Consider the following 17,590-nt stretch of genomic DNA (forward strand, 5'->3'; position numbering starts at 1 on the left):
CTTACAGCGGGCCCTTGGCCCACGGACCCGAGATCGCGAAGGTCACGCCCGGGGTCTGGATGTTCACGAACAGGTAGCGGCCGGTCGGGTCGAAGCAGGCGCCGGCGAATTCGTTGCCGCGCCGGTCGCCGGCGAGCGAGGCCAGCTTGCCCGCGCCCTGCAGCTGGGCCTCCGTGAGATTGATATTGTTCTTGGCGAAGATATAGGCGTCACCGGCGCCGGTCAGGCCCATCAGGCGCTGGCCATAGCCGAAGGGGTCGGTGACGGCGCTCGACGCGTCTTCGCAGATCAGGATCGCATTGCGCGGGCTGACCGTCAGGTTGTCGCCCATATTGCCCACCAGCTGGCTCGGGCTCGAATAGATGCAGCGCAGGGTCTGGCTGGCCAGGTCGAGTTCCCAGATCGTGCCGCGGTTGACGTGGCCGCCCGAGGTATCCATCACATACATCTTGCCCTGGGCATACCAGATACCTTCGCCGCGGTTCATGCGCAGCGCGCCTTTCATCCAGCCCTGCACGAAGGGACCGGCGGCGCTGCTGATCGTCTCGCCGTTCAGGCCGGTGGCGTTGCCGCGGTTGGCGTCCGGATTGGCGATCGACACCCATTCCAGCTCATAGGTGTCGTTGACCGAGGCCACGGCCAGGTTGACGTTGTTGCGACCCTTGACCTTGGCCATCTCGAGCACGCCGCCAATGGCCAGCGAGCCGGGCGCGCCGGTCTTGATGTCGGGGATGTAGCGGTAGAAGCCCGACTTGCCCGACGAATCCTCGGTCAGGTAGACATTGCTGTTGGTCGGATCGACGGCGGCGGCCTCGTGCGCAAAGCGGCCCATATTCACGATCGGCTGGCCGGTGACCTGCTGTACGTCGGCCGTCACCTCGAACACATAGCCATGCTTCTTGCCGCCGGCGCTCACGGTATCTGAACCGATCTCTTCGCAGGTCAGCCAGGTGCCCCAGGGCGTGATGCCGCCGGCGCAGTTCTGCTGGGTGCCGCCCAGGCTCGGGGTCATGCTGACCCAGTCGCCGTCGCGGAACACCAGATTGGTGGTGCCACCGCAGGAACGGTTCGACGAATTGCCGCTGACGTTGCCGGTGTCGTAGAGGCCGTAGGCATTGATGAAATTGACAGCGGCACTACCGCTGATTTCATGATTGCGTACCAACACCTGCTCGGTAGCGCGGCCGACCTTGCGCGTGACGATCACACCCATGCCGTCGTGGCCGCCCGGGCAGGGCCGGCCGTCGCTCATGGTGTCGCCGCGCCAGCCATAGCTCTTGTAACTGAAGCCCGGCGGCAATTGCAGCAGCGGCAGGCCGGTGGCGAGGTCGTTGACCGGGGCGATCGGGCCGTAGGGGCTGTCGACCAGAGCGGTATTGCCGTTGGCGGCCAGCGCCTCGCGGGCATGCAGTGCGGCAAAGGCGCCGACGAAAGGCAGCGCGGAGGCGCCGGCCATGCCCTTGAGCAGGTTGCGCCGCGAAGGCGACATATCGTGTTCGTTCATGCTGAGTTTCTCCAAAGAGTAGGATCGAGCCGGTGGTCCGGCGTCTGGTGTCGTTGGCGGCGCCAATGGAGCGTTGGGAAACGGGCCCGCCTGGTCCCTGCCACCCCCGGCATGGACCGATGCATTAAAACAAACAAAAATGTCAAATCGATGACGACAAAAAGACAACAATCATGCATTCGCCATGCGATGAATACACTGCCCTGTCATGCAAACGGAATGCAGCCTGTATGCACAAGGCGACATAGCCGTCTTGCAGCCAAACGGGCTAGAATCGCTGCTTCCTGCTCAACAGTGCTTCTCTGACAAGACGCGATTCACCATGAACAAGCTGGCGCTCTATTTCCGCCTGGTCCGGGCCGACAAGCCGATCGGCATCCTGCTGCTGCTGTGGCCCACCTTGTGGGCGCTGTGGATGGCGTCAGGCGGCGTGCCCGACCTGCAGGTGCTCGCGATCTTCGTCGTCGGCACCGCCCTGATGCGCTCCGCCGGCTGCGCCATCAACGACTACGCCGACCGCGACTTCGACCGCCACGTCAAGCGCACCGTCGACCGTCCGCTCACCAGCGGCAAGATCAGCGGCAAGGAAGCGGTGATGGTGGCGGCGGTGCTGGCGATCGTGTCGTTCCTGCTGATCCTTCCACTGAACGCGCTGACCAGGCAGCTGTCGGTGGTGGCGGTGGTGGTGGCCGGCACCTATCCCTATTTCAAGCGCTTCTTCGCGATCCCCCAGGCCTATCTCGGCATCGCCTTCGGCTTCGGCATCCCGATGGCCTTTGCGGCGGTGCAGGACCAGGTGCCGGCGGTGGCCTGGTGGCTGCTGGTGGCGAACGTGTTCTGGGCCGTGGCCTACGACACGGCCTACGCCATGGTCGACCGCGACGACGACCTCAAGCTCGGCATGCGCACCTCGGCCATCACCTTCGGCCGCTTCGACGTGGCCGCGATCATGCTGTGCTACGGCGCCTCGCTGGCGATCCTGCTGCTGTGCGGCTGGTCGCTGGGCCTGCGCTGGTGGTTCGTGGGCGGCATCGTCGTGGCCGGCCTCACCGCGCTCTATCACTACACCCTGATCCGCGATCGCGACCGCATGAAGTGCTTCAAAGCCTTCCGCCACAACAACTGGCTGGGCGCCGCACTGTTCATTGGTGTCGCACTAGACTATGCATTAGGTTAATATTGTCGGAAAGGCATTCACCCACAACCAAAAGAGGCCCACCATGATCGAAAAAATCCCGACCCAGACCGGCACCCGCGACCAGCTCGTCAGCGACCTGAAGACCGTGATCCATGACGCCGAATCGTGGCTGCGCAATGGCGGCCAGCTGACCGGCGAAGAGCTGAAGGCGGCCAAGGTCAAGTTCGAGCAGACCCTGGCATCGGCCAAGACCAGCCTGATCCACGCCGAAGAAACCGTGGTCGAGCGCACCAAGGTCGCGGCCAAGGCCACCGACGAATACGTCAAGGACAATCCATGGAAGTCGGTCGGCCTGGGCGCCGCCATCGGCGTCGTGATCGGCATGCTGATCGCTCGTAAATAAGACCAAAGGACAACGATGACGATCTCCGCGACCGTCGGAAGGATAGCGTCCAACCTGCTCGCCATGGTGCGGACCAGGTTGGAACTGGCAGCCATCGAGCTGCAGGAAGAGACGCATCGGCTGCTGGGCTACCTGGCCTGGGGCGTCGCGGCTGCCTTTTTCGGCGTCGTCGCGGTGTTGCTGGCGATCCTGTTCGTGCTGGTCCTGTTCTGGGACACGCATCGCCTGCTGGCGATCGGCGGCATGACCGGGCTGTTCGCCTTGCTTGGCCTGCTGGCCTTCTTCAAGGTGCGCGGCGACCTCGTGACCCGCCCGCCCCTCATGGCCGCCACGCTGGCCGAACTGCGCAAGGATGCGCAAGCCGTCAAGGGAGAACCAGTCCATGAGCAGCAATGAAACCCTGGCGGCCCGCCGCCGCCTGCTGGCCGCCCAGTGCGCCGAACAGCGCGCACTGATGGCGCACGACGTCGCACTGCTGCGCCATCCGGCCGAACTGGGCGGTGCCCCCGCCTTCGTGGCCCAGCACAAGACCTCGCTGCTGGCCGCCGCCGGCCTGGGGCTGGGCTTTTTGGTGACCAAGCCGAAGTGGGTGGTCGCCGCTGTGACCGGCGCCTTGTCGGCCTACAAGCTGGCGCAGAAGGTGTTGCCGGTGCTGGGCTGGCGCAAGTTCGAGATCCACTGAACGTGCGCTCGAGCGCCGCAGCCGTGGCGCTCAATCCTTGCCCAACTCCTCACCCAGCTCCTTGCCGCGCGCCGCAGCCGCCTGCATCGCCGCGACGATCGCTTCCTTGACGCCGGCCGCCTCCATGCTGCTGATCGCGGCGTGGGTGGTGCCGCCCTTCGAGGTCACGCGCTGGCGCAGCACCTCGACCGGTTCATCCGATTGCGCCGCCAGCTGCGCCGCGCCGGTGAAGGTGGCCAGCGCCAGCTCCCTGCCCTGTTCCTCGCTCAAGCCCATTTGCCGGGCCGCCTCCTGCATCGCTTCCAGGAAGAAGAACACATAGGCCGGCCCGCTGCCGGACACCGCCGTCACCGGATCGATCTGCGCTTCGTCATCCAGCCACACGGTCTTGCCGACCGCGCGCATCACCGCATCGGCCTGCGCGCGCTGGGCCTGGCTCACACCGGGCTGCGCCACCAGGCCGGTCACGCCCATGCCGATCAGGGCCGGCGTGTTCGGCATCGTGCGCACGATGGCCTCGTGGCCGTTCAACCAGCGCGCCAGGTCCACGCTACGGATGCCGGCGGCGATCGACAGCACCAGCTGGCGGTCCAGGTGCGGCGCCAGCTCGGCCGCGACTTCGCGCATCTGCTGCGGCTTGATCGCCAACACCACGACTTCGCTCGCGGCCACCTCTTCGTCGATCGCGGTCGCGGTGCGCACGCCGTACTGCTGCGACAGGCGCTCCAGCGCTTCCGGGTTGCGGTCGACGACGTGGATGTTGGCGCCGGAGCCCGCCTGCTTGACGATGCCGGAGATGAGCGCCGCGGCCATATTGCCGCCGCCGATAAAGGTGATCTTCATGTGCTTTCCTGGTTAAGCGGGTTCAATCGTAGTTGCGCGCGCCGAAGATGGCGCTGCCGATGCGCACGATGGTCGCGCCTTCGGCGATGGCGGCCGCCATATCGCCCGACATGCCCATCGACAGGGTGTCGAGCGCCAGGCCCTCGGCGCGCAGGGCGTCGTGCAGTTGGCGCAGGCGGGCGAAGGCGGCGCGCTGCTGCGCAGGGTCGCTCGCCTGTTCGGGAATCGCCATCAGGCCGCGCAGGCGCAGGTTCGGCAGCTGCGCCACGGCGCGCGCCAGCTCGGGCAGCTCGGCTTCGGTGGCGCCGCTTTTGCTGGCCTCGCCGCTGATGTTCACCTGCAGGCAGATATTCAGGGGGCCGAGCTCGGGCGGGCGCTGTTCGGACAGGCGCTGGGCGATCTTGAGGCGCTCGACCGTGTGCACCCAGTGGAAGCTGGCCGCGATCGGCCGCGTCTTGTTGCTCTGGATCGGGCCGATGAAATGCCATTCGATCTCGCTGCCCGGTTGCGCCTGCGCGACGTTCGCGATCTTGTCGAGCGCTTCCTGCAGATAATTTTCGCCGAATGCGCGTTGCCCGGATGCCATTGCCTCTAGCACCGCTTCCGCAGGAAACGTCTTGGAAACAGCCAGCAATTGCACCTCGCCCCTGGCACGGCTGGCGGCCTGGACGGCCTCTCCGATTGTCGCTTCGACAGCTTGCAAGTTGGCGGCGATTATGGACATAATGATTTTCTATAGGAAATATTTTCGAGTCGCGCGCCAATGATGACAAACGCGCTACCGACGGCACAGGGATTATAAATGGACATTTCGGAACTACTCGCCTTCTCGGTCAAGAACAAGGCCTCTGACCTGCACCTGTCGGCCGGCCTGCCGCCGATGATCCGCGTGCATGGCGACGTGCGCCGCATCAACCTGCCGCCGCTCGAGCACAAGGACGTGCACGGCATGATCTATGACATCATGAACGACGGCCAGCGCAAACAGTACGAAGAAGTGCTCGAGTGCGACTTCTCGTTCGCGATTCCTGGCCTGGCGCGCTTTCGCGTCAATGCCTTCAACCAGGAACGCGGCGCCTCGGCCGTGCTGCGCACGATTCCATCCAAGATCCTGTCGCTGGAAGAACTGAACGCGCCGAAGATCTTCGCCGAACTGGCGATGAAGCCGCGCGGCCTGGTGCTGGTGACCGGCCCGACCGGCTCGGGCAAGTCGACCACGCTGGCGGCGATGGTGAACCACCTGAACGAAAACGAATACGGCCACATCCTCACCATCGAGGACCCGATCGAATTCGTGCACGACTCCAAGAAGTGCCTCATCAACCAGCGCGAAGTCGGCCCGCACACGCTGTCGTTCAATAATGCGCTGCGCTCGGCGCTGCGCGAAGACCCGGACGCGATCCTGGTCGGCGAGTTACGCGACCTGGAAACGATCCGCCTGGCGCTGTCGGCGGCCGAGACGGGCCACCTGGTGTTCGGCACCCTGCACACCTCGTCGGCGGCCAAGACCATCGACCGTATCGTCGACGTATTCCCGGCCGAAGAAAAAGAGATGGTGCGCGCGATGCTGTCCGAGTCGCTGCAGGCCGTGATCTCGCAGACCCTGCTCAAGACCAAGGACGGCTCGGGCCGCGTGGCGGCGCACGAGATCATGATCGGCACGCCGGCGATCCGCAACCTGATCCGCGAAGCCAAGATCGCCCAGATGTACTCGGCCATCCAGACCGGCAGCAATGCCGGCATGCAGACGCTGGACCAGAACCTGACGGAGCTGGTGCGCCGCAACGTGATCTCGACCGGCGCCGCGCGCGCCGCGGCCAAGATCCCGGAAAACTTCCTCGGCTAAGGACGGTCATGGAACGCGACCAGGCATCCAAGTTCATGTTCGACCTGCTGCGCCTGATGGTCAGCAAGGGCGGTTCGGACCTGTTCATCACGGCGGGCTTTCCGCCGGCGATCAAGATCGACGGCCGCATGACGCCGGTGTCGAGCCAGGCGCTCACCGCCGGCCACACCGCCGACCTGGCGCGCGCGATCATGAACGACAAGCAGGCGGCCGGCTTCGAGCTCACGCGCGAGGCGAACTTCGCGATCACGCCGGGCGACCTGGGACGCTTCCGCGTATCGAGTTTCATGCAGATGGGTTGCGTGGGCATGGTGCTGCGCGTGATCACCACCGCGATCCCCAAGTTGGAAGACCTCGACCTGCCCGACACCTTGAAAGACGTCGTGATGACCAAGCGCGGCCTGGTGATCATGGTTGGCGCCACGGGTTCCGGCAAATCGACCACGCTGGCGGCGATGGTCGGCTACCGCAACGAGAACAGCTACGGCCACATCATCACGGTCGAGGATCCGGTGGAATTCGTGCACCCGCACCGCAACTGCGTGATCACCCAGCGCGAAGTGGGCGTGGACACCGACAGCTTCGAGGCGGCGCTCAAGAATTCGCTGCGCCAGGCGCCGGACGTGATCCAGATCGGCGAGATCCGCGACCGCGAGACGATGGAGCACGCGATCGCCTTCGCCGAGACCGGCCACCTGTGCCTGGCGACCCTGCACGCCAACAGCGCCAACCAGGCGCTGGACCGCATCATCAACTTCTTCCCCGAAGAGCGCCGCCAGCAATTACTGATGGATCTGTCGCTCAACCTGAAAGGGCTGATCTCGCAGCGCCTGATTCCGAAGAAGGAAGCCAAGGGGCGGGTGGTGGCGATCGAGATCCTGCTGAACTCTCCGCTGATCTCGGACCTGATCTTCAAGGGCGAGGTCCATGAGATCAAGGAAATCATGAAGAAGTCGCGCGAGCTGGGGATGCAGACTTTTGACCAGGCGCTGTTCGACCTGTACGAGGCCGACAAGATCACGTATGAAGACGCGCTGCGCAATGCGGATTCGGTGAATGACCTGCGGCTGAACATCAAGCTCAATAGCAAGCACGCGAAGAATCGCGATTTTTCGAGTGGGACCGAGAAATTGGGGTTGATTTAACGTAGGGTTGGCGGCTCTGCCGCCGACGCGGTGATGGTCGACCATGAAATCATCCGGCGCGATATCGGAGCCGGTAACAATCGCCGCGAAATCATCCGGCGCGATATCGGAGCCGGTAGCAATCGCCGCGTCGGCGGCGGAGCCGCCAACCCTACGGTTCAACAAGCATCGATCAGGCGACGTGGGTTCAGAACCGCGACTCCAGCGTCACCCTTGCCATGGTCTGCCCTTCGCTGAAACTGGTCCGGCGCAGCGTGCCGAATTCATCGGTATAGCGCGAATCCGACACCCCATCCTGGCGCAGCAGGTTCGACGCCGCCAGCCGTAGCTGGTATTTCGGGTTGAACTTCCACAGCGCATACACATCGAGGTCGCGCCGCACGCTCTGGTAGCGCGATTGCTCCTCGTTCACCCGCACCGGGCCGCCGTTCTTGAACGCGAAGCTGGCGCCGGTACTGAGCTTGCCGTCGCGCGTCTTGTAGTCGATGCCGAGCGTGGCCGACAGCGGCACCTGCTGGTCCAGGCGGTTGTCCGGCCCCGGCACGGCGTCCACCTCGGACCAGTTGCGCGACACGCTGGCGCGCAGGTCGATCTCCGGCACATCCGCCAACACCGCCGACAGCGGGAACTTCGCCTCCAGCTCGAGGCTGCGGGTGAGCGCGTCGCCATCGTTGACCGGGGTCTGGATCCAGCGGCCGTCTTCCAGGATCAGGCCCTGGCGCGTGTAGTCCTCGATGCGGCGAACGGACACGCTGGCGCTGAGCAGCGCCTTGTCGGCCCACCAGTGTTCGTAGGCGGCGTCGATGCCGGTCGCCAGTTCGGGCTGCAGGTCGGGATTGCCGCGGTAGTCGGGCTCGGTCTGGCTGTTGTTGGGCGTGGTGAAACGGCGCGGGATCAGGTTGCTGGCGGCCGGCGCCTTAAAGGTGCGGGTGAGCGCGAGGCGCACCTGGTCGCGGCTGTCCGGGATCTTGTACAGGGTCTGGGCCAGCGGCGAGAACACGCTGGCGCGGTTGGTGCTGGTGTCGAAGGTATTGCCCTCGCTGGTCGTCTCCAGCCCTTCCCAGCGCAGGCCCGCATACATCGACCACTGCTTCGTCACATTCCATTCGTCCTGGACGTACAGGGCCAGGCGCTTGATGGTGGCGTCGTACTCTTCGTTCGACGCCAGTTCGCGTTCGGACAGCGGAAACACCTCGTTCTCGCCGCGCGCATCGTCGCGCTGCGTATAGCCGGCATCCCAGCCCATCGCCAGCGCGTGGTCCTTCTTCCATGGCGTCGTGTACTTGCCGACCATCGTGAGCCCGCGTTCATCGGTCGCGCTCAGGACGGTCGAGTCGCGCGCCAGCTCGTCCAGCCGGTAGTCGAACTCGCGCCAGTTGCTGCGATTGCGCGTGCCGTTCACGCCCAGCTTGAGGTCGAGCTTGGCGCCCTCTTCCAGGTTGTGCACCCAGTTCACGTCGGAGCGCAGCATCGCGTGGCTGCCGTCGCTGTCCATGTCGCGCACGTCGTACAGCGGCGGCGCGCCCAGCTCGGTCGTGGTCACGGCGTCGCCATGGTAGTCGTTGCGGTTGTACGAGACCATCGTCTGCCAGCTGACCGTATCGCCGTTCTCGAGCGTCCAGTTCAGGCGCGGCGTGAGGTTCAGTCCCTGCGGGCTGCCGCTGTCGGCCTGCGCGGTGCGGCGCAGCTGCGTCAGGCGGCCGTCCGGGTCGATGTGCGTTTCCTCGTAGGGCTGCGGGCGGTCGAAGGTATAGCGCCAGACGCTGGCGCCGAGCGAGTACGACAGGCCGTCGAGACGGTCGGACATGTTCAGGCTGGCGCTCGGATTGCTGGCGTCCTCGCTCTTGCCGTAGCCGACGCGCAGCTCGCGCTGCGCCTTTCTCACCACCCGCTTGAGCACGATATTGATGGTGCCGGCGATCGACTGGGTCGAGAACTCGGCGCTGGCCGCGCGCAGGATCTCGATCCGCTCGATGACGTCGGGCGACAGCTGGTCGATGTCGAAGCCGGCCGGCGCGCGCTCGCCATTGATCAGGATTTGCGTGTAGCCGCTGCCCAGGCCGCGCATGCGGATCTCGCCGCCGCCACGCCCGCCCCCGCCGCCGACCGTGATGCCGGGCAGGCGCTTGAAGACGTCGAGCACCGAGGTATCGCCATAGCGCTTGATCTCTTCGTTCGAGACCACCATGCGGCTCGCGGTGTCGTCGCGCCGCGGGTCATAGGAATTCGCATCGGCCTTGACCTCGACCTTCTGCATGCCCTCGTCGGTGACCGGCGGCGGATCGGACGGGGAACTGGTTTGTGCGGCGGCGGGCAGTGCGAACAGTGCCGAAATGGCGAGCGCGATGAGCGTTGGGCGGAGCATCGGAATCGGGAACGGAGTGGACAAGAGTCCCCGTATTCTGTCACAGCTTGCTGCGCCTGGACCGCCTTGCCGGAATTATTCGTTCGGCATGGCAGACCTGTATTTACCGCGGTCCCGGCCCCATGCCGCCGCCCGGCGGGCCAAAGCCCGGGCCACGCGGACCGCGTCCGCCGCCGAAGCTGCCGAATCGGTACGACAGTCCAACGTAGACCAGGCGCCCGTCCTGGCGGCGGATGCTGTATTCGCGCAGGCGGTCGGTCTCGGTGATCGATTCGGACTTCTGCGAATCGAAGACGTCGTTGATATTGACGACCAGGCTCAGGGCATCGCTCAGCTTGCGCCGGTAATTGAGGTCGGCGGTGCGGGTCGGCTGGCGATAGCCCTCGCCGAACAGCGTCTTGCCCTGGGCATTGAGCACCAGTTGCAGGCTGTTGGCGGGATCGAACTGGTAACTAAAGCGCGCGCGGCCGGCGATCGAGGTGGCGCTGCGCTTGTCGTCGTTGGCGTTGCCCAGCACCGACTGCTCCGAGTAGCCGATATTGCCGCTGGCATTGATCGTCAGCTTCGGCGTGACGCGGCCGCTGAAGGTGAATTCCAGGCCGCCCGAGCTGCTGCTGCCCGAGTTCTCGCGCGTGGTGAGCAGGACGGTGTCGGAGACGAAGTAGCGGCGCTCCGAGATCAGGTCGGTATCGCGGCGCGCGTACAGGCGCACATTGGTCTCGATATTGCCCAGCTTCGTCTCCACCCCGAGTTCGAGCGAGTCGGACCCGGTCGGCTTCAGGTCGGGATTGCCCGACGAGACATTGAGCTCGTCGCGATAGATCACGAAGGGATTCAGGTCCGAGGCGCCGGGACGGCGGATGCGGTGCGCGTAGCTCAGGCGCAGCGCGGTCGTGTCCGACAAGTCGTAGGTGAGGAAGGCGCTGGGGATCGCTTCCAGGTAGTGGTTGCCGGCCTTGATGCCGGTGGTGACCTGGTCCATGTCGAGGTCGGTGTATTCGGTGCGCAGGCCGCCCAGCACGCCCCACTTTTCGCCCAGGCGCATCTGGTAGGTGCCGTACAGCGCCAGCGTGGTGTCGACCAGCTCGAAGCGGTTGGTGCGCGCCGCGTTGGGGCTTTCGAACAGCGTGCCGGGGTCGATGTCGAGGAAGCGGGTATCGATCACGCTGCTGTTGCGCGCCACCTTGTAGCCCAGCTTGAGCACGCCCGATTCGCCCGGGCGTTCGTAGTCGCCGGTGAAATCGATGATGCGGCTCTGGTTCAGGTTGTCCTGGCGCGTGAGCGGCTCGGGCGCGTTGATCGGGCGCACCGCGTAGTCGTTGGCGAAGCGGATATCGCCCTCGACGTTGCTGCCGGACAGGCGCAGGTCGGTCTTGAAGATCTCGCCCGGCTTGTCTCCCTTGTGGTCCAGGCCCACGCTCAGGTTATAGCTGCGATTATTGGTGTCGCGCACGGTCGAACGCTGGTACTCGCTCTCCACCGCGCCGGATGCATCGGCGCCGCGGTAGCGCTCCGACGACAAACCATCCTGGCTGCTGGCGCTGAAGCCGGCCTTGGCCGAGATCACGTCCTTCTCGCCCAGGTTGTAGGTGAGCGAGCCGTTAAAGCCAGCCGAATCGGTATCGTTCACGCTTTGCGAGGTCTGCACGCTGCTGGCCACGGCGCCGCTGGCCGGGTCGATACGGTCGCGCGTCGTCTCGCCGCTCGAACCGCGGCTGTCGCGGCGGCCGAACAGCGCGCCCTGCACGCTCAGGCGTCCACCGGTGTAGCTGCCGAAGGTGGAAGCATTGAAGCGCCCCTCGGTGCCCTTGTTGGCGTTGACCACGCCAAAGCTGCCCGGCGTGCGTTCGCGCCGCATCACCAGGTTGATGATCGGCCCGCCGCCGCCTTCATTGCCGAACTGCGCGCCGGGATTGTTGATCACTTCCACCGACTCGAGGTCGGCGGCCGGCAGTGCGTTCAACGCCGCGGCGCGGTTTTCGCCCTGCATCATGGCCGACGGCTTGCCGTCGATGAGGATCTGCACATTGCTGCGGCCGCGCAGGGTCACGTTGCCGTCCGGGTCGACCGCGACCGACGGCACCTTGTTCAGGGTATCGGCGATGGTGTCGTTGGTCGACGCCGAGTCGCCCTTGACGTCATAGGCCTGGCGGTCGATGCGGTTCGACGAACGTACCGCGCTGACCGATACGGTCGATTGCACCGGCACGTCGGACTCCGGCGTCGCGGTGACGGCGCTGGCCGCCTGCGCCTGCTGGACATTGGCGTGGGCGGGAGCGAGCAGCGTGCCGGCCACGAGCGGCGCGAACAGCAGGACGGTAGAACGGTGACGTGGCATGACAACCCGGGAAACTGGACAATTGAACGAGCGTGATTGTCGCACGCGAAACGTCGCGACGACGTTAAGAAATGCTAAGACGCAATAAAAGGCAAGGTCGCCCCACATTGTCATAAACTCACGTCTTTACTATCCTGGAGCTGCCATGAACGCCTACGATTTCAACGCCACCGCCCTCGACGGTCAGCCGGTCGACCTGGATCGCTACCGCGGCAAGGCGCTCCTGATCGTCAACACCGCCAGCGCCTGCGGCTTTACCCCGCAATACCAGGGCCTCGAAGCCCTGCAGCGCAGTTATGCCGACCAGGGCCTGGTGGTGCTCGGCTTCCCGTGCAACCAGTTCGGCCGCCAGGAACAGGGCAGCGAGGCCGAGATCGGCGCCTTCTGCGAAAAGAACTATGGCGTCACCTTCCCCATGTTTTCCAAGATCGACGTCAACGGCGACGACGCCCACCCGCTGTTCCGCTTTTTGAAGGGCGAGGCGCCGGGCGTGCTGGGGACCGAAGCGATCAAGTGGAACTTCACCAAGTTCCTGGTCAACAAGGACGGTGCGGTGGTCAAGCGCTATGCGCCGGCCACCAAGCCCGAGGAACTGAAGGGGGATATCGAGAAGCTGCTGGCGTAAACACTAACGCGTCCGCACTTCCTCGATCGTGCGGATGGTGTCCTCGCTGACCTTCTCGCTGCGCCGCGTCATGAGCACGGGCGGGCCGGCCGGTACGGTGCAGGTCAAAGTTTGCCCGCCCGCGTCGAATCTGCAGGTGATCACGGTACGGCGCGCCTCATCCTCTTGCCTCGGATCGAGCGCAATCATGCGCGCCGTCAGCGTATCGCCGGCGAACGTCGCGCGCAGCGGAAATCCCATGACGATGCGCATGTCCGGCACGGTCGCATTACTGCCGTCCATGCGCCGGGCGGGAGGTGTCGAGCCGGCCATGACGCCATAGCCGTCCGGCAGCAAACGCAGTTCCACTTGCTCGTCCTCGCCCGCAAACAACGATTCAGCCGTGCCCCAGGTGCCGGTCAGGTGCGCTGGCAGCACATCGGCGGCAGTGGCGAATGCATGCCAGGCAAGCGATAAAGCCAGTAGCATCGAGCGCTTGCCCGGCGTGGCGACCCGCACAGGATATCTGCCCATCGCTCCCTCCTGTATGCGCTACAACGCTCACGGGGCAAGCATGACTACCTCATCTCCCGGCGCCGGCTTGCAGGCGGCGCCAATCGGCTCCCAGCCGCGCCGCACGACGATACGGCCCTCGTCGTGGCAGATTTCCACGCGCTGCGTCCGCGGCGCGCGCTGGCGCACGAAGGCCTCGATCGAGGCCGGCACGCTCACCTGCAGCGCCAGCGCATGCAGGTCTTCCACCGGATGGTCGTTCACGTGTACCAGCGGCACGAACTGCCCGGCGAACATCAGCAAATGCCCCGGCACCCTGACCGGGCCGGGAACATAGCCCTGGCTGCGCAGCCAGTCCTGGGCCTGTTCGCGCACCTGCCCTCCCTCTCCGGCCACGCCGCCCCAGGCGCCGGCCAACAGCTCGGCCACCCACTGGTTGCAGTTCTGGTAGTCGGTGCCGTAGGCATAGGCGTTGGCGCTGTATTTCCCGGCCAGCAGCGCGAGCGCCAGGCGCTTGTCGCGCGCGGCGCGCTCGAGCTGCACGCCGTCTTCATCCGGCAGGAGCAGCAGCGACACATGGCCGCTGGATGGCGCATCGGCGCCGAGCGCGAAACCCGAGATGCCCTGGTCGAACAGGTGCGGACGCGCGTCGTCGCAGGCGTAGTACAGCTGGCGCACGGCCCAGGCGCCATCGGCTTCGTCGCGCAGCGCGACACCGGCATGCGAATACAGCAGGCCGAAGCGGCTCAGGTCCACCCCGGCGCGCGAAATCAGGGCGACCTTGCCGCCCGCGCGTTCGAGCTCTTGCCGCACCACGCCGGCGAAGCGCAGCACGCGGTCCTGCTCGAGCGCGGTGATGTCGCTCTCGCGCTCGCAAAAGGTGGGCAGGCCGGCCCAGGCGGCGCCGCTGAGGGTGACGCCGAGGCCAAGCGCGAGCGCGCCGACCGTCCTGCGCAGGCGCATCAGATGATGACTTTGCGCGACGCCAGGTCGCGCTGCCAGTCGTCTTGCAACGCCAGGAAGAACGGACGCTGGGTGTCGGCATGGGCGAATTCGTAGCCGTAGACGCGCTCGTTGACGCGCACGACGTCGCCCGCGTTCACCAGGCGCTGCGCCATGGCGCGGTTGGGTACGTCGAGGAAGAAGGTCCTGGCCTGGCCGGCTTCGGCGCGCAGGGTCAGGCGGGTGGTGTCGGGCTTGTTCGGCGCCTGCGCGATATCGATCACGCGGTAGTCGCCCGCCGCCACCTTGTTGTCGCCGCTCGAGCTGGTGCTGGAATCGCTGATCGAGTCGGAAATGCTGGCCGACGACGCCGAACCGGCACTGGAGGCCGAGGAAGCGAAACTTTCGGCCTGGGCTGGCATGGCGCAGGCGGCCGCGAACAGGGCCAGATACAGTGGGCGTTGCAGGGAGCGATGCAGGATTGGCAAGGTCATATAAGGCTTTCGTTGTCGAGCAAAACGCTCACATGGTACAAGCCTTGGCGCTTGAAGACCATAGCGCCGTCACCGGCGCTGGCGACAAGCGCACGGATTCGCCGTCAGCGGGTCTGGATGCGCGCCACGCTGTGGATGGTGCAGCCGCGGTTGACGTTGTCGAGGAAGCGGATCGCCTCGCCCATCGAAACGCCGGGCGGCAGCAGGCCAGCCAGTGAAGCGTCTTCATTCAACTGGTCGAGGCCGTAGGCGAGCGCGCGCGAGACGTCGCGCGCCACGCGGCCGTCGCTGTTGTACAGCGCGTCGTAGACGCCGGCGGCTTCCCATACCGGGACCAGGCCGGGGCTGCTGCTGTCTTCGAAGACCACGGCGGCCGGGCCGCCCTCGTCGTCGCGCACGAGTTGAAAGGTGAAGCTCATATCAGTCCTGCTTACTTACAAGCTCCATCGATTGGCCTGCCGCTCGGAGCGGGTCGAGCCGCGGCCATATTCTTCTGCTCTGTTCACATACGATATGTTGATCTTATCACGCAGACACGAGTCGCTGCGTCCGGCAACACTATACTCAAAGCGCCGTGTTGAGAAAAAAATAAATCCGGGGTTTTACATGTTCTCATGGGGCGATTTAGCAGCCTTGACGACGGCACGTTTGAAGCGGCCACTCCACTCAATCCAGAAATTTCGACTCAATGAAGAATAGCGAACAACAATATATCGACAACGGCCATATGGCCAATCCCGCCGTTGGGCGAACCATGCGCACCACGTTGGATGGTGTGATGAAACGAGGCGAGGCAGATTGGCCGAGATACAGGGTATTTTTCTGGGTATTTGCTGTCGTGGTGATAACAGGGGCAGTGTTCATCGCTACTCACCCCCGGGCCCATCCGTCGTTACTCGAGCAACTCGTCGTATTCCTGGGACTTTCAGTGTTCGGTAGCACTCTCGGCTTTATGGTGGGATACTTCAACCCCCAGAAAAAGCGCCCTCTGGCCGTGGCGAACATCCTGTGGATCTGCATTGCATTATGGAGTGTGCATGCAACGCTATCGCAAGTCGCTGACCATCTGGACAAGTCGCAACGAGATCTGGAACAACTGAGCCGTGATATTGCCTTTACAAACGTAGCTCGAAGCATCGCCACGGCCGAAAATGCGTTTTGCGATGAACCACGCGCGCATCCCACGATTTGCGAGGCCGTGCGCACTGTGCGCATCGAATTATCCCTGCCCAGGCACACAGAGAACCTGGTTGGAATCGGAAAGGTAATGGAGAAGCTCGCGCCGGCATTAGCGACGCGATACCCGGAACTGGCGCAAGACTGGGAAGCATATGAAACGTCGGTAGCGCAGTATGCCGCAGGAGAATCAGCAAGGAAGCCGGCCGACCATTTTATCGCCCTCCAGTTCTCCTACTTACTGGCATTGATTCTCACTTTCTGCTTCGTGATGACGAACGCTGGTGCCGAATGGCGGCGAGCAAAAATATCCGAAGCGCGCATCAACGGCTTCAGGATGGCCCGCCCCAAGCGTGGGCGGCAAGTCACTCCCCGAAAGCGCGCTCGAGCAGCTCGATCCAGTGCGTGACCGGTTTATCCGTCCCCGACTGCAGGTGCGTCAGGCAGCCGATGTTCGCCGAAACGATTTCATCGGCGCCCGTCGCATCCAGGCTGGCCAGCTTGCGGTCGCGTAGGGCGTGCGCGATCTCGGGCTGCAGCACCGAATAGGCGCCGGCCGAGCCGCAGCACAGGTGGTTGTCGGCGCACAGCACCACCTCGACGCCGGCCGCATGCAGCACGCCCTCGACCTTGCCGCGGATTTGCTGGCCATGCTGCAAGGTACACGGCGGGTGGTAGGCCACGCGCGGCCCGCCCCTGCCCTGCACCCGCGCCCGGATCTGCTCGGTGAACTGCGGCAGGATTTCGGACAGGTCGCGCGTGAGCTCACTGATGCGCCGCGCCTTGGTCGCATAATCGGGATCGTGCGCCAGCAGGTGGCCGTATTCCTTGACCGTGACGCCGCAGCCGGAGGCGGTCATCACGATCGCCTCGACCTGGCCCTGCTCCACGTAGGGCCACCAGGAGTCGACGTTGCGGCGCATATCGGCGAGGCCGCCGTCCTGGTCGTTCATGTGGTAACGCAACGCGCCGCAGCAGCCGGCTTTCGGCGCCACGACCAGTTGCACGCCCAGGGCGTCGAGCACGCGCGCGGTGGCGGCGTTGATGTTCGGCGCCATCGCCGGCTGCACGCAGCCGTCCAGCAGCAGCATCTTGCGCGCGTGGGCCCGTGTCGGCCAGTGGCCTGCGGCGCGCGCCGGTTGCAGCTTGTCCTGCAGCTTCGCGGGCAACAAGGGCCGCAGCGCCTGCCCCACCCTGAACGCAGGCTTGAACAGGCCGCCGCGCGGGAGGCATTCCTTGAGCGTGGTGCGCTTGATGCGGTCTTTCAATGGCCGCGGCACGCGCTCGTCGACCAGCTTGCGGCCGATATCGACCAGGCGCCCGTACTTGACGCCCGAAGGACAGGTGGTCTCGCAGTTGCGGCAGGTAAGGCAGCGGTCGAGGTGCAGCTGGGTCTTGCGGGTCGGCTGCGCGCCTTCGAGCACCTGCTTGATCAGGTAGATGCGTCCGCGCGGGCCGTCGAGTTCGTCGCCCAGCAGCTGATAGGTGGGGCAAGTGGCGGTGCAGAAGCCGCAGTGCACGCAGGCACGCAGGATCGCCTGCGCTTCTTCGCCTTCGCGCGTGCCCTTGATAAAGTCGGCAAGGTTCGTTTGCATGG

The 17,590-nt window shown here is 65.0% G+C and carries 18 protein-coding genes; 8 read left to right on the forward strand and 10 right to left on the reverse strand.

Going from position 1 to position 17,590, the window contains the following annotated elements:
• Window position 1: 1 nt before the first annotated feature.
• Entirely contained in the window at window positions 2–1,504 is a 1,503-nt protein-coding gene (locus tag E8M83_RS22005; protein WP_137175482.1) for a PhoX family phosphatase, read from the reverse strand.
• Between the two features lie 322 nt (window positions 1,505–1,826).
• On the opposite strand from E8M83_RS22005, the gene ubiA reads away from it, so the two are divergent.
• Genes ubiA through E8M83_RS22025 form a run of 4 tightly spaced genes read left to right on the forward strand, consistent with a single transcriptional unit; the run spans window position 1,827 to window position 3,727 of the window.
• Window positions 1,827–2,681, forward strand: a complete 855-nt coding sequence (ubiA, locus tag E8M83_RS22010) for a 4-hydroxybenzoate octaprenyltransferase (RefSeq protein ID WP_137175483.1) — start codon at window positions 1,827–1,829, stop codon at window positions 2,679–2,681.
• A gap of 43 nt (window positions 2,682–2,724) precedes the next feature.
• Complete coding sequence (locus E8M83_RS22015) at window positions 2,725–3,045, forward strand: YqjD family protein (protein WP_123069197.1); 321 nt, start codon at window positions 2,725–2,727, stop codon at window positions 3,043–3,045.
• A 15-nt stretch (window positions 3,046–3,060) separates the two neighbouring features.
• Window positions 3,061–3,441, forward strand: coding sequence for a phage holin family protein (locus E8M83_RS22020; protein WP_137175484.1), 381 nt, complete (start codon window positions 3,061–3,063; stop codon window positions 3,439–3,441).
• Entirely contained in the window at window positions 3,428–3,727 is a 300-nt protein-coding gene (locus E8M83_RS22025; protein WP_137175485.1) for a hypothetical protein, read from the forward strand. The genes E8M83_RS22020 and E8M83_RS22025 overlap by 14 nt, the downstream gene beginning before the upstream one ends.
• Window positions 3,728–3,757: 30 nt before the next feature.
• On the opposite strand, the gene proC is transcribed toward E8M83_RS22025, so the two are convergent.
• Both proC and E8M83_RS22035 read right to left on the reverse strand, forming a co-directional pair.
• Window positions 3,758–4,570 (reverse strand): pyrroline-5-carboxylate reductase, encoded by an 813-nt coding sequence (gene proC, locus E8M83_RS22030; RefSeq protein ID WP_137175486.1) that lies wholly within the window; start codon window positions 4,568–4,570, stop codon window positions 3,758–3,760.
• A 22-nt stretch (window positions 4,571–4,592) separates the two neighbouring features.
• On the reverse strand, window positions 4,593–5,294 hold the full coding sequence (locus E8M83_RS22035) for a YggS family pyridoxal phosphate-dependent enzyme (protein WP_137175487.1): 702 nt from the start codon (window positions 5,292–5,294) through the stop codon (window positions 4,593–4,595).
• A gap of 78 nt (window positions 5,295–5,372) precedes the next feature.
• Here E8M83_RS22035 and E8M83_RS22040 point away from each other — a divergent pair, with 78 nt between their 5' ends.
• Both E8M83_RS22040 and E8M83_RS22045 read left to right on the forward strand, forming a co-directional pair.
• On the forward strand, window positions 5,373–6,416 hold the full coding sequence (locus E8M83_RS22040) for a type IV pilus twitching motility protein PilT (protein ID WP_137175488.1): 1,044 nt from the start codon (window positions 5,373–5,375) through the stop codon (window positions 6,414–6,416).
• 8 nt (window positions 6,417–6,424) lie between these two features.
• Window positions 6,425–7,561, forward strand: a complete 1,137-nt coding sequence (locus E8M83_RS22045; RefSeq protein ID WP_137175489.1) for a PilT/PilU family type 4a pilus ATPase — start codon at window positions 6,425–6,427, stop codon at window positions 7,559–7,561.
• A 187-nt stretch (window positions 7,562–7,748) separates the two neighbouring features.
• On the opposite strand, the gene E8M83_RS22050 is transcribed toward E8M83_RS22045, so the two are convergent.
• Window positions 7,749–9,926, reverse strand: a complete 2,178-nt coding sequence (locus tag E8M83_RS22050) for a TonB-dependent siderophore receptor (protein WP_137175490.1) — start codon at window positions 9,924–9,926, stop codon at window positions 7,749–7,751.
• Between the two features lie 103 nt (window positions 9,927–10,029).
• A complete protein-coding gene (locus E8M83_RS22055; protein ID WP_137175491.1) occupies window positions 10,030–12,264 on the reverse strand; it encodes a TonB-dependent receptor domain-containing protein in 2,235 nt (744 codons plus the stop codon).
• Window positions 12,265–12,409: 145 nt separating this feature from the next.
• Here E8M83_RS22055 and E8M83_RS22060 point away from each other — a divergent pair, with 145 nt between their 5' ends.
• A complete protein-coding gene (locus E8M83_RS22060) occupies window positions 12,410–12,889 on the forward strand; it encodes a glutathione peroxidase (protein ID WP_137175492.1) in 480 nt (159 codons plus the stop codon).
• A 3-nt stretch (window positions 12,890–12,892) separates the two neighbouring features.
• Here the strand turns inward: E8M83_RS22060 and E8M83_RS22065 are convergent, their stop codons facing one another.
• The 4 genes from E8M83_RS22065 to E8M83_RS22080 form a co-directional block, all read right to left on the reverse strand.
• Window positions 12,893–13,402: a hypothetical protein gene (locus tag E8M83_RS22065; protein WP_137175493.1), complete on the reverse strand. Its 510-nt coding sequence runs from the start codon at window positions 13,400–13,402 to the stop codon at window positions 12,893–12,895.
• Window positions 13,403–13,429: 27 nt separating this feature from the next.
• Window positions 13,430–14,344: a DUF2145 domain-containing protein gene (locus E8M83_RS22070; RefSeq protein WP_137175494.1), complete on the reverse strand. Its 915-nt coding sequence runs from the start codon at window positions 14,342–14,344 to the stop codon at window positions 13,430–13,432.
• Window positions 14,344–14,817 carry a hypothetical protein gene (locus tag E8M83_RS22075; protein WP_229491760.1) on the reverse strand — a complete coding sequence of 158 codons (474 nt, stop codon included), beginning with the start codon at window positions 14,815–14,817 and terminating at the stop codon, window positions 14,344–14,346. Before E8M83_RS22075 ends, E8M83_RS22070 begins: the two co-directional genes overlap by 1 nt.
• Before the next feature lie 104 nt (window positions 14,818–14,921).
• Window positions 14,922–15,236: a hypothetical protein gene (locus tag E8M83_RS22080; RefSeq protein WP_137175495.1), complete on the reverse strand. Its 315-nt coding sequence runs from the start codon at window positions 15,234–15,236 to the stop codon at window positions 14,922–14,924.
• Between the two features lie 269 nt (window positions 15,237–15,505).
• Here E8M83_RS22080 and E8M83_RS22085 point away from each other — a divergent pair, with 269 nt between their 5' ends.
• Window positions 15,506–16,402 (forward strand): hypothetical protein, encoded by an 897-nt coding sequence (locus E8M83_RS22085; protein WP_137175496.1) that lies wholly within the window; start codon window positions 15,506–15,508, stop codon window positions 16,400–16,402.
• Here E8M83_RS22085 and glcF read toward each other — a convergent pair.
• Window positions 16,359–17,588, reverse strand: coding sequence for a glycolate oxidase subunit GlcF (gene glcF / locus E8M83_RS22090; protein WP_137175497.1), 1,230 nt, complete (start codon window positions 17,586–17,588; stop codon window positions 16,359–16,361). The two genes, E8M83_RS22085 and glcF, sit on opposite strands and share 44 nt — an antisense overlap.
• Window positions 17,589–17,590 lie beyond the last annotated feature (2 nt).

Source organism: Massilia sp. HP4, assembly GCF_005222695.1.
Taxonomy (GTDB): Bacteria; Pseudomonadota; Gammaproteobacteria; order Burkholderiales; family Burkholderiaceae_D; genus Telluria.

Excerpts from the sequence above, each read along its gene's own strand:
- E8M83_RS22025 (WP_137175485.1), top strand. The coding sequence starts at position 3,428 with ATGAGCAGCAATGAAACCCTGGCGGCCCGCCGCCGCCTGCTGGCCGCC.
- E8M83_RS22035 (WP_137175487.1), bottom strand. The coding sequence starts at position 5,294 with ATGTCCATAATCGCCGCCAACTTGCAAGCTGTCGAAGCGACAATCGGA.
- E8M83_RS22005 (WP_137175482.1), bottom strand. The coding sequence starts at position 1,504 with ATGAACGAACACGATATGTCGCCTTCGCGGCGCAACCTGCTCAAGGGC.
- E8M83_RS22085 (WP_137175496.1), top strand. The coding sequence starts at position 15,506 with ATGAAGAATAGCGAACAACAATATATCGACAACGGCCATATGGCCAAT.
- ubiA (WP_137175483.1), top strand. The coding sequence starts at position 1,827 with ATGAACAAGCTGGCGCTCTATTTCCGCCTGGTCCGGGCCGACAAGCCG.
- E8M83_RS22040 (WP_137175488.1), top strand. The coding sequence starts at position 5,373 with ATGGACATTTCGGAACTACTCGCCTTCTCGGTCAAGAACAAGGCCTCT.
- E8M83_RS22065 (WP_137175493.1), bottom strand. The coding sequence starts at position 13,402 with ATGGGCAGATATCCTGTGCGGGTCGCCACGCCGGGCAAGCGCTCGATG.
- E8M83_RS22055 (WP_137175491.1), bottom strand. The coding sequence starts at position 12,264 with ATGCCACGTCACCGTTCTACCGTCCTGCTGTTCGCGCCGCTCGTGGCC.
- E8M83_RS22075 (WP_229491760.1), bottom strand. The coding sequence starts at position 14,817 with ATGACCTTGCCAATCCTGCATCGCTCCCTGCAACGCCCACTGTATCTG.
- glcF (WP_137175497.1), bottom strand. The coding sequence starts at position 17,588 with ATGCAAACGAACCTTGCCGACTTTATCAAGGGCACGCGCGAAGGCGAA.
- E8M83_RS22070 (WP_137175494.1), bottom strand. The coding sequence starts at position 14,344 with ATGCGCCTGCGCAGGACGGTCGGCGCGCTCGCGCTTGGCCTCGGCGTC.
- proC (WP_137175486.1), bottom strand. The coding sequence starts at position 4,570 with ATGAAGATCACCTTTATCGGCGGCGGCAATATGGCCGCGGCGCTCATC.
- E8M83_RS22045 (WP_137175489.1), top strand. The coding sequence starts at position 6,425 with ATGGAACGCGACCAGGCATCCAAGTTCATGTTCGACCTGCTGCGCCTG.
- E8M83_RS22050 (WP_137175490.1), bottom strand. The coding sequence starts at position 9,926 with ATGCTCCGCCCAACGCTCATCGCGCTCGCCATTTCGGCACTGTTCGCA.
- E8M83_RS22015 (WP_123069197.1), top strand. The coding sequence starts at position 2,725 with ATGATCGAAAAAATCCCGACCCAGACCGGCACCCGCGACCAGCTCGTC.
- E8M83_RS22060 (WP_137175492.1), top strand. The coding sequence starts at position 12,410 with ATGAACGCCTACGATTTCAACGCCACCGCCCTCGACGGTCAGCCGGTC.
- E8M83_RS22020 (WP_137175484.1), top strand. The coding sequence starts at position 3,061 with ATGACGATCTCCGCGACCGTCGGAAGGATAGCGTCCAACCTGCTCGCC.
- E8M83_RS22080 (WP_137175495.1), bottom strand. The coding sequence starts at position 15,236 with ATGAGCTTCACCTTTCAACTCGTGCGCGACGACGAGGGCGGCCCGGCC.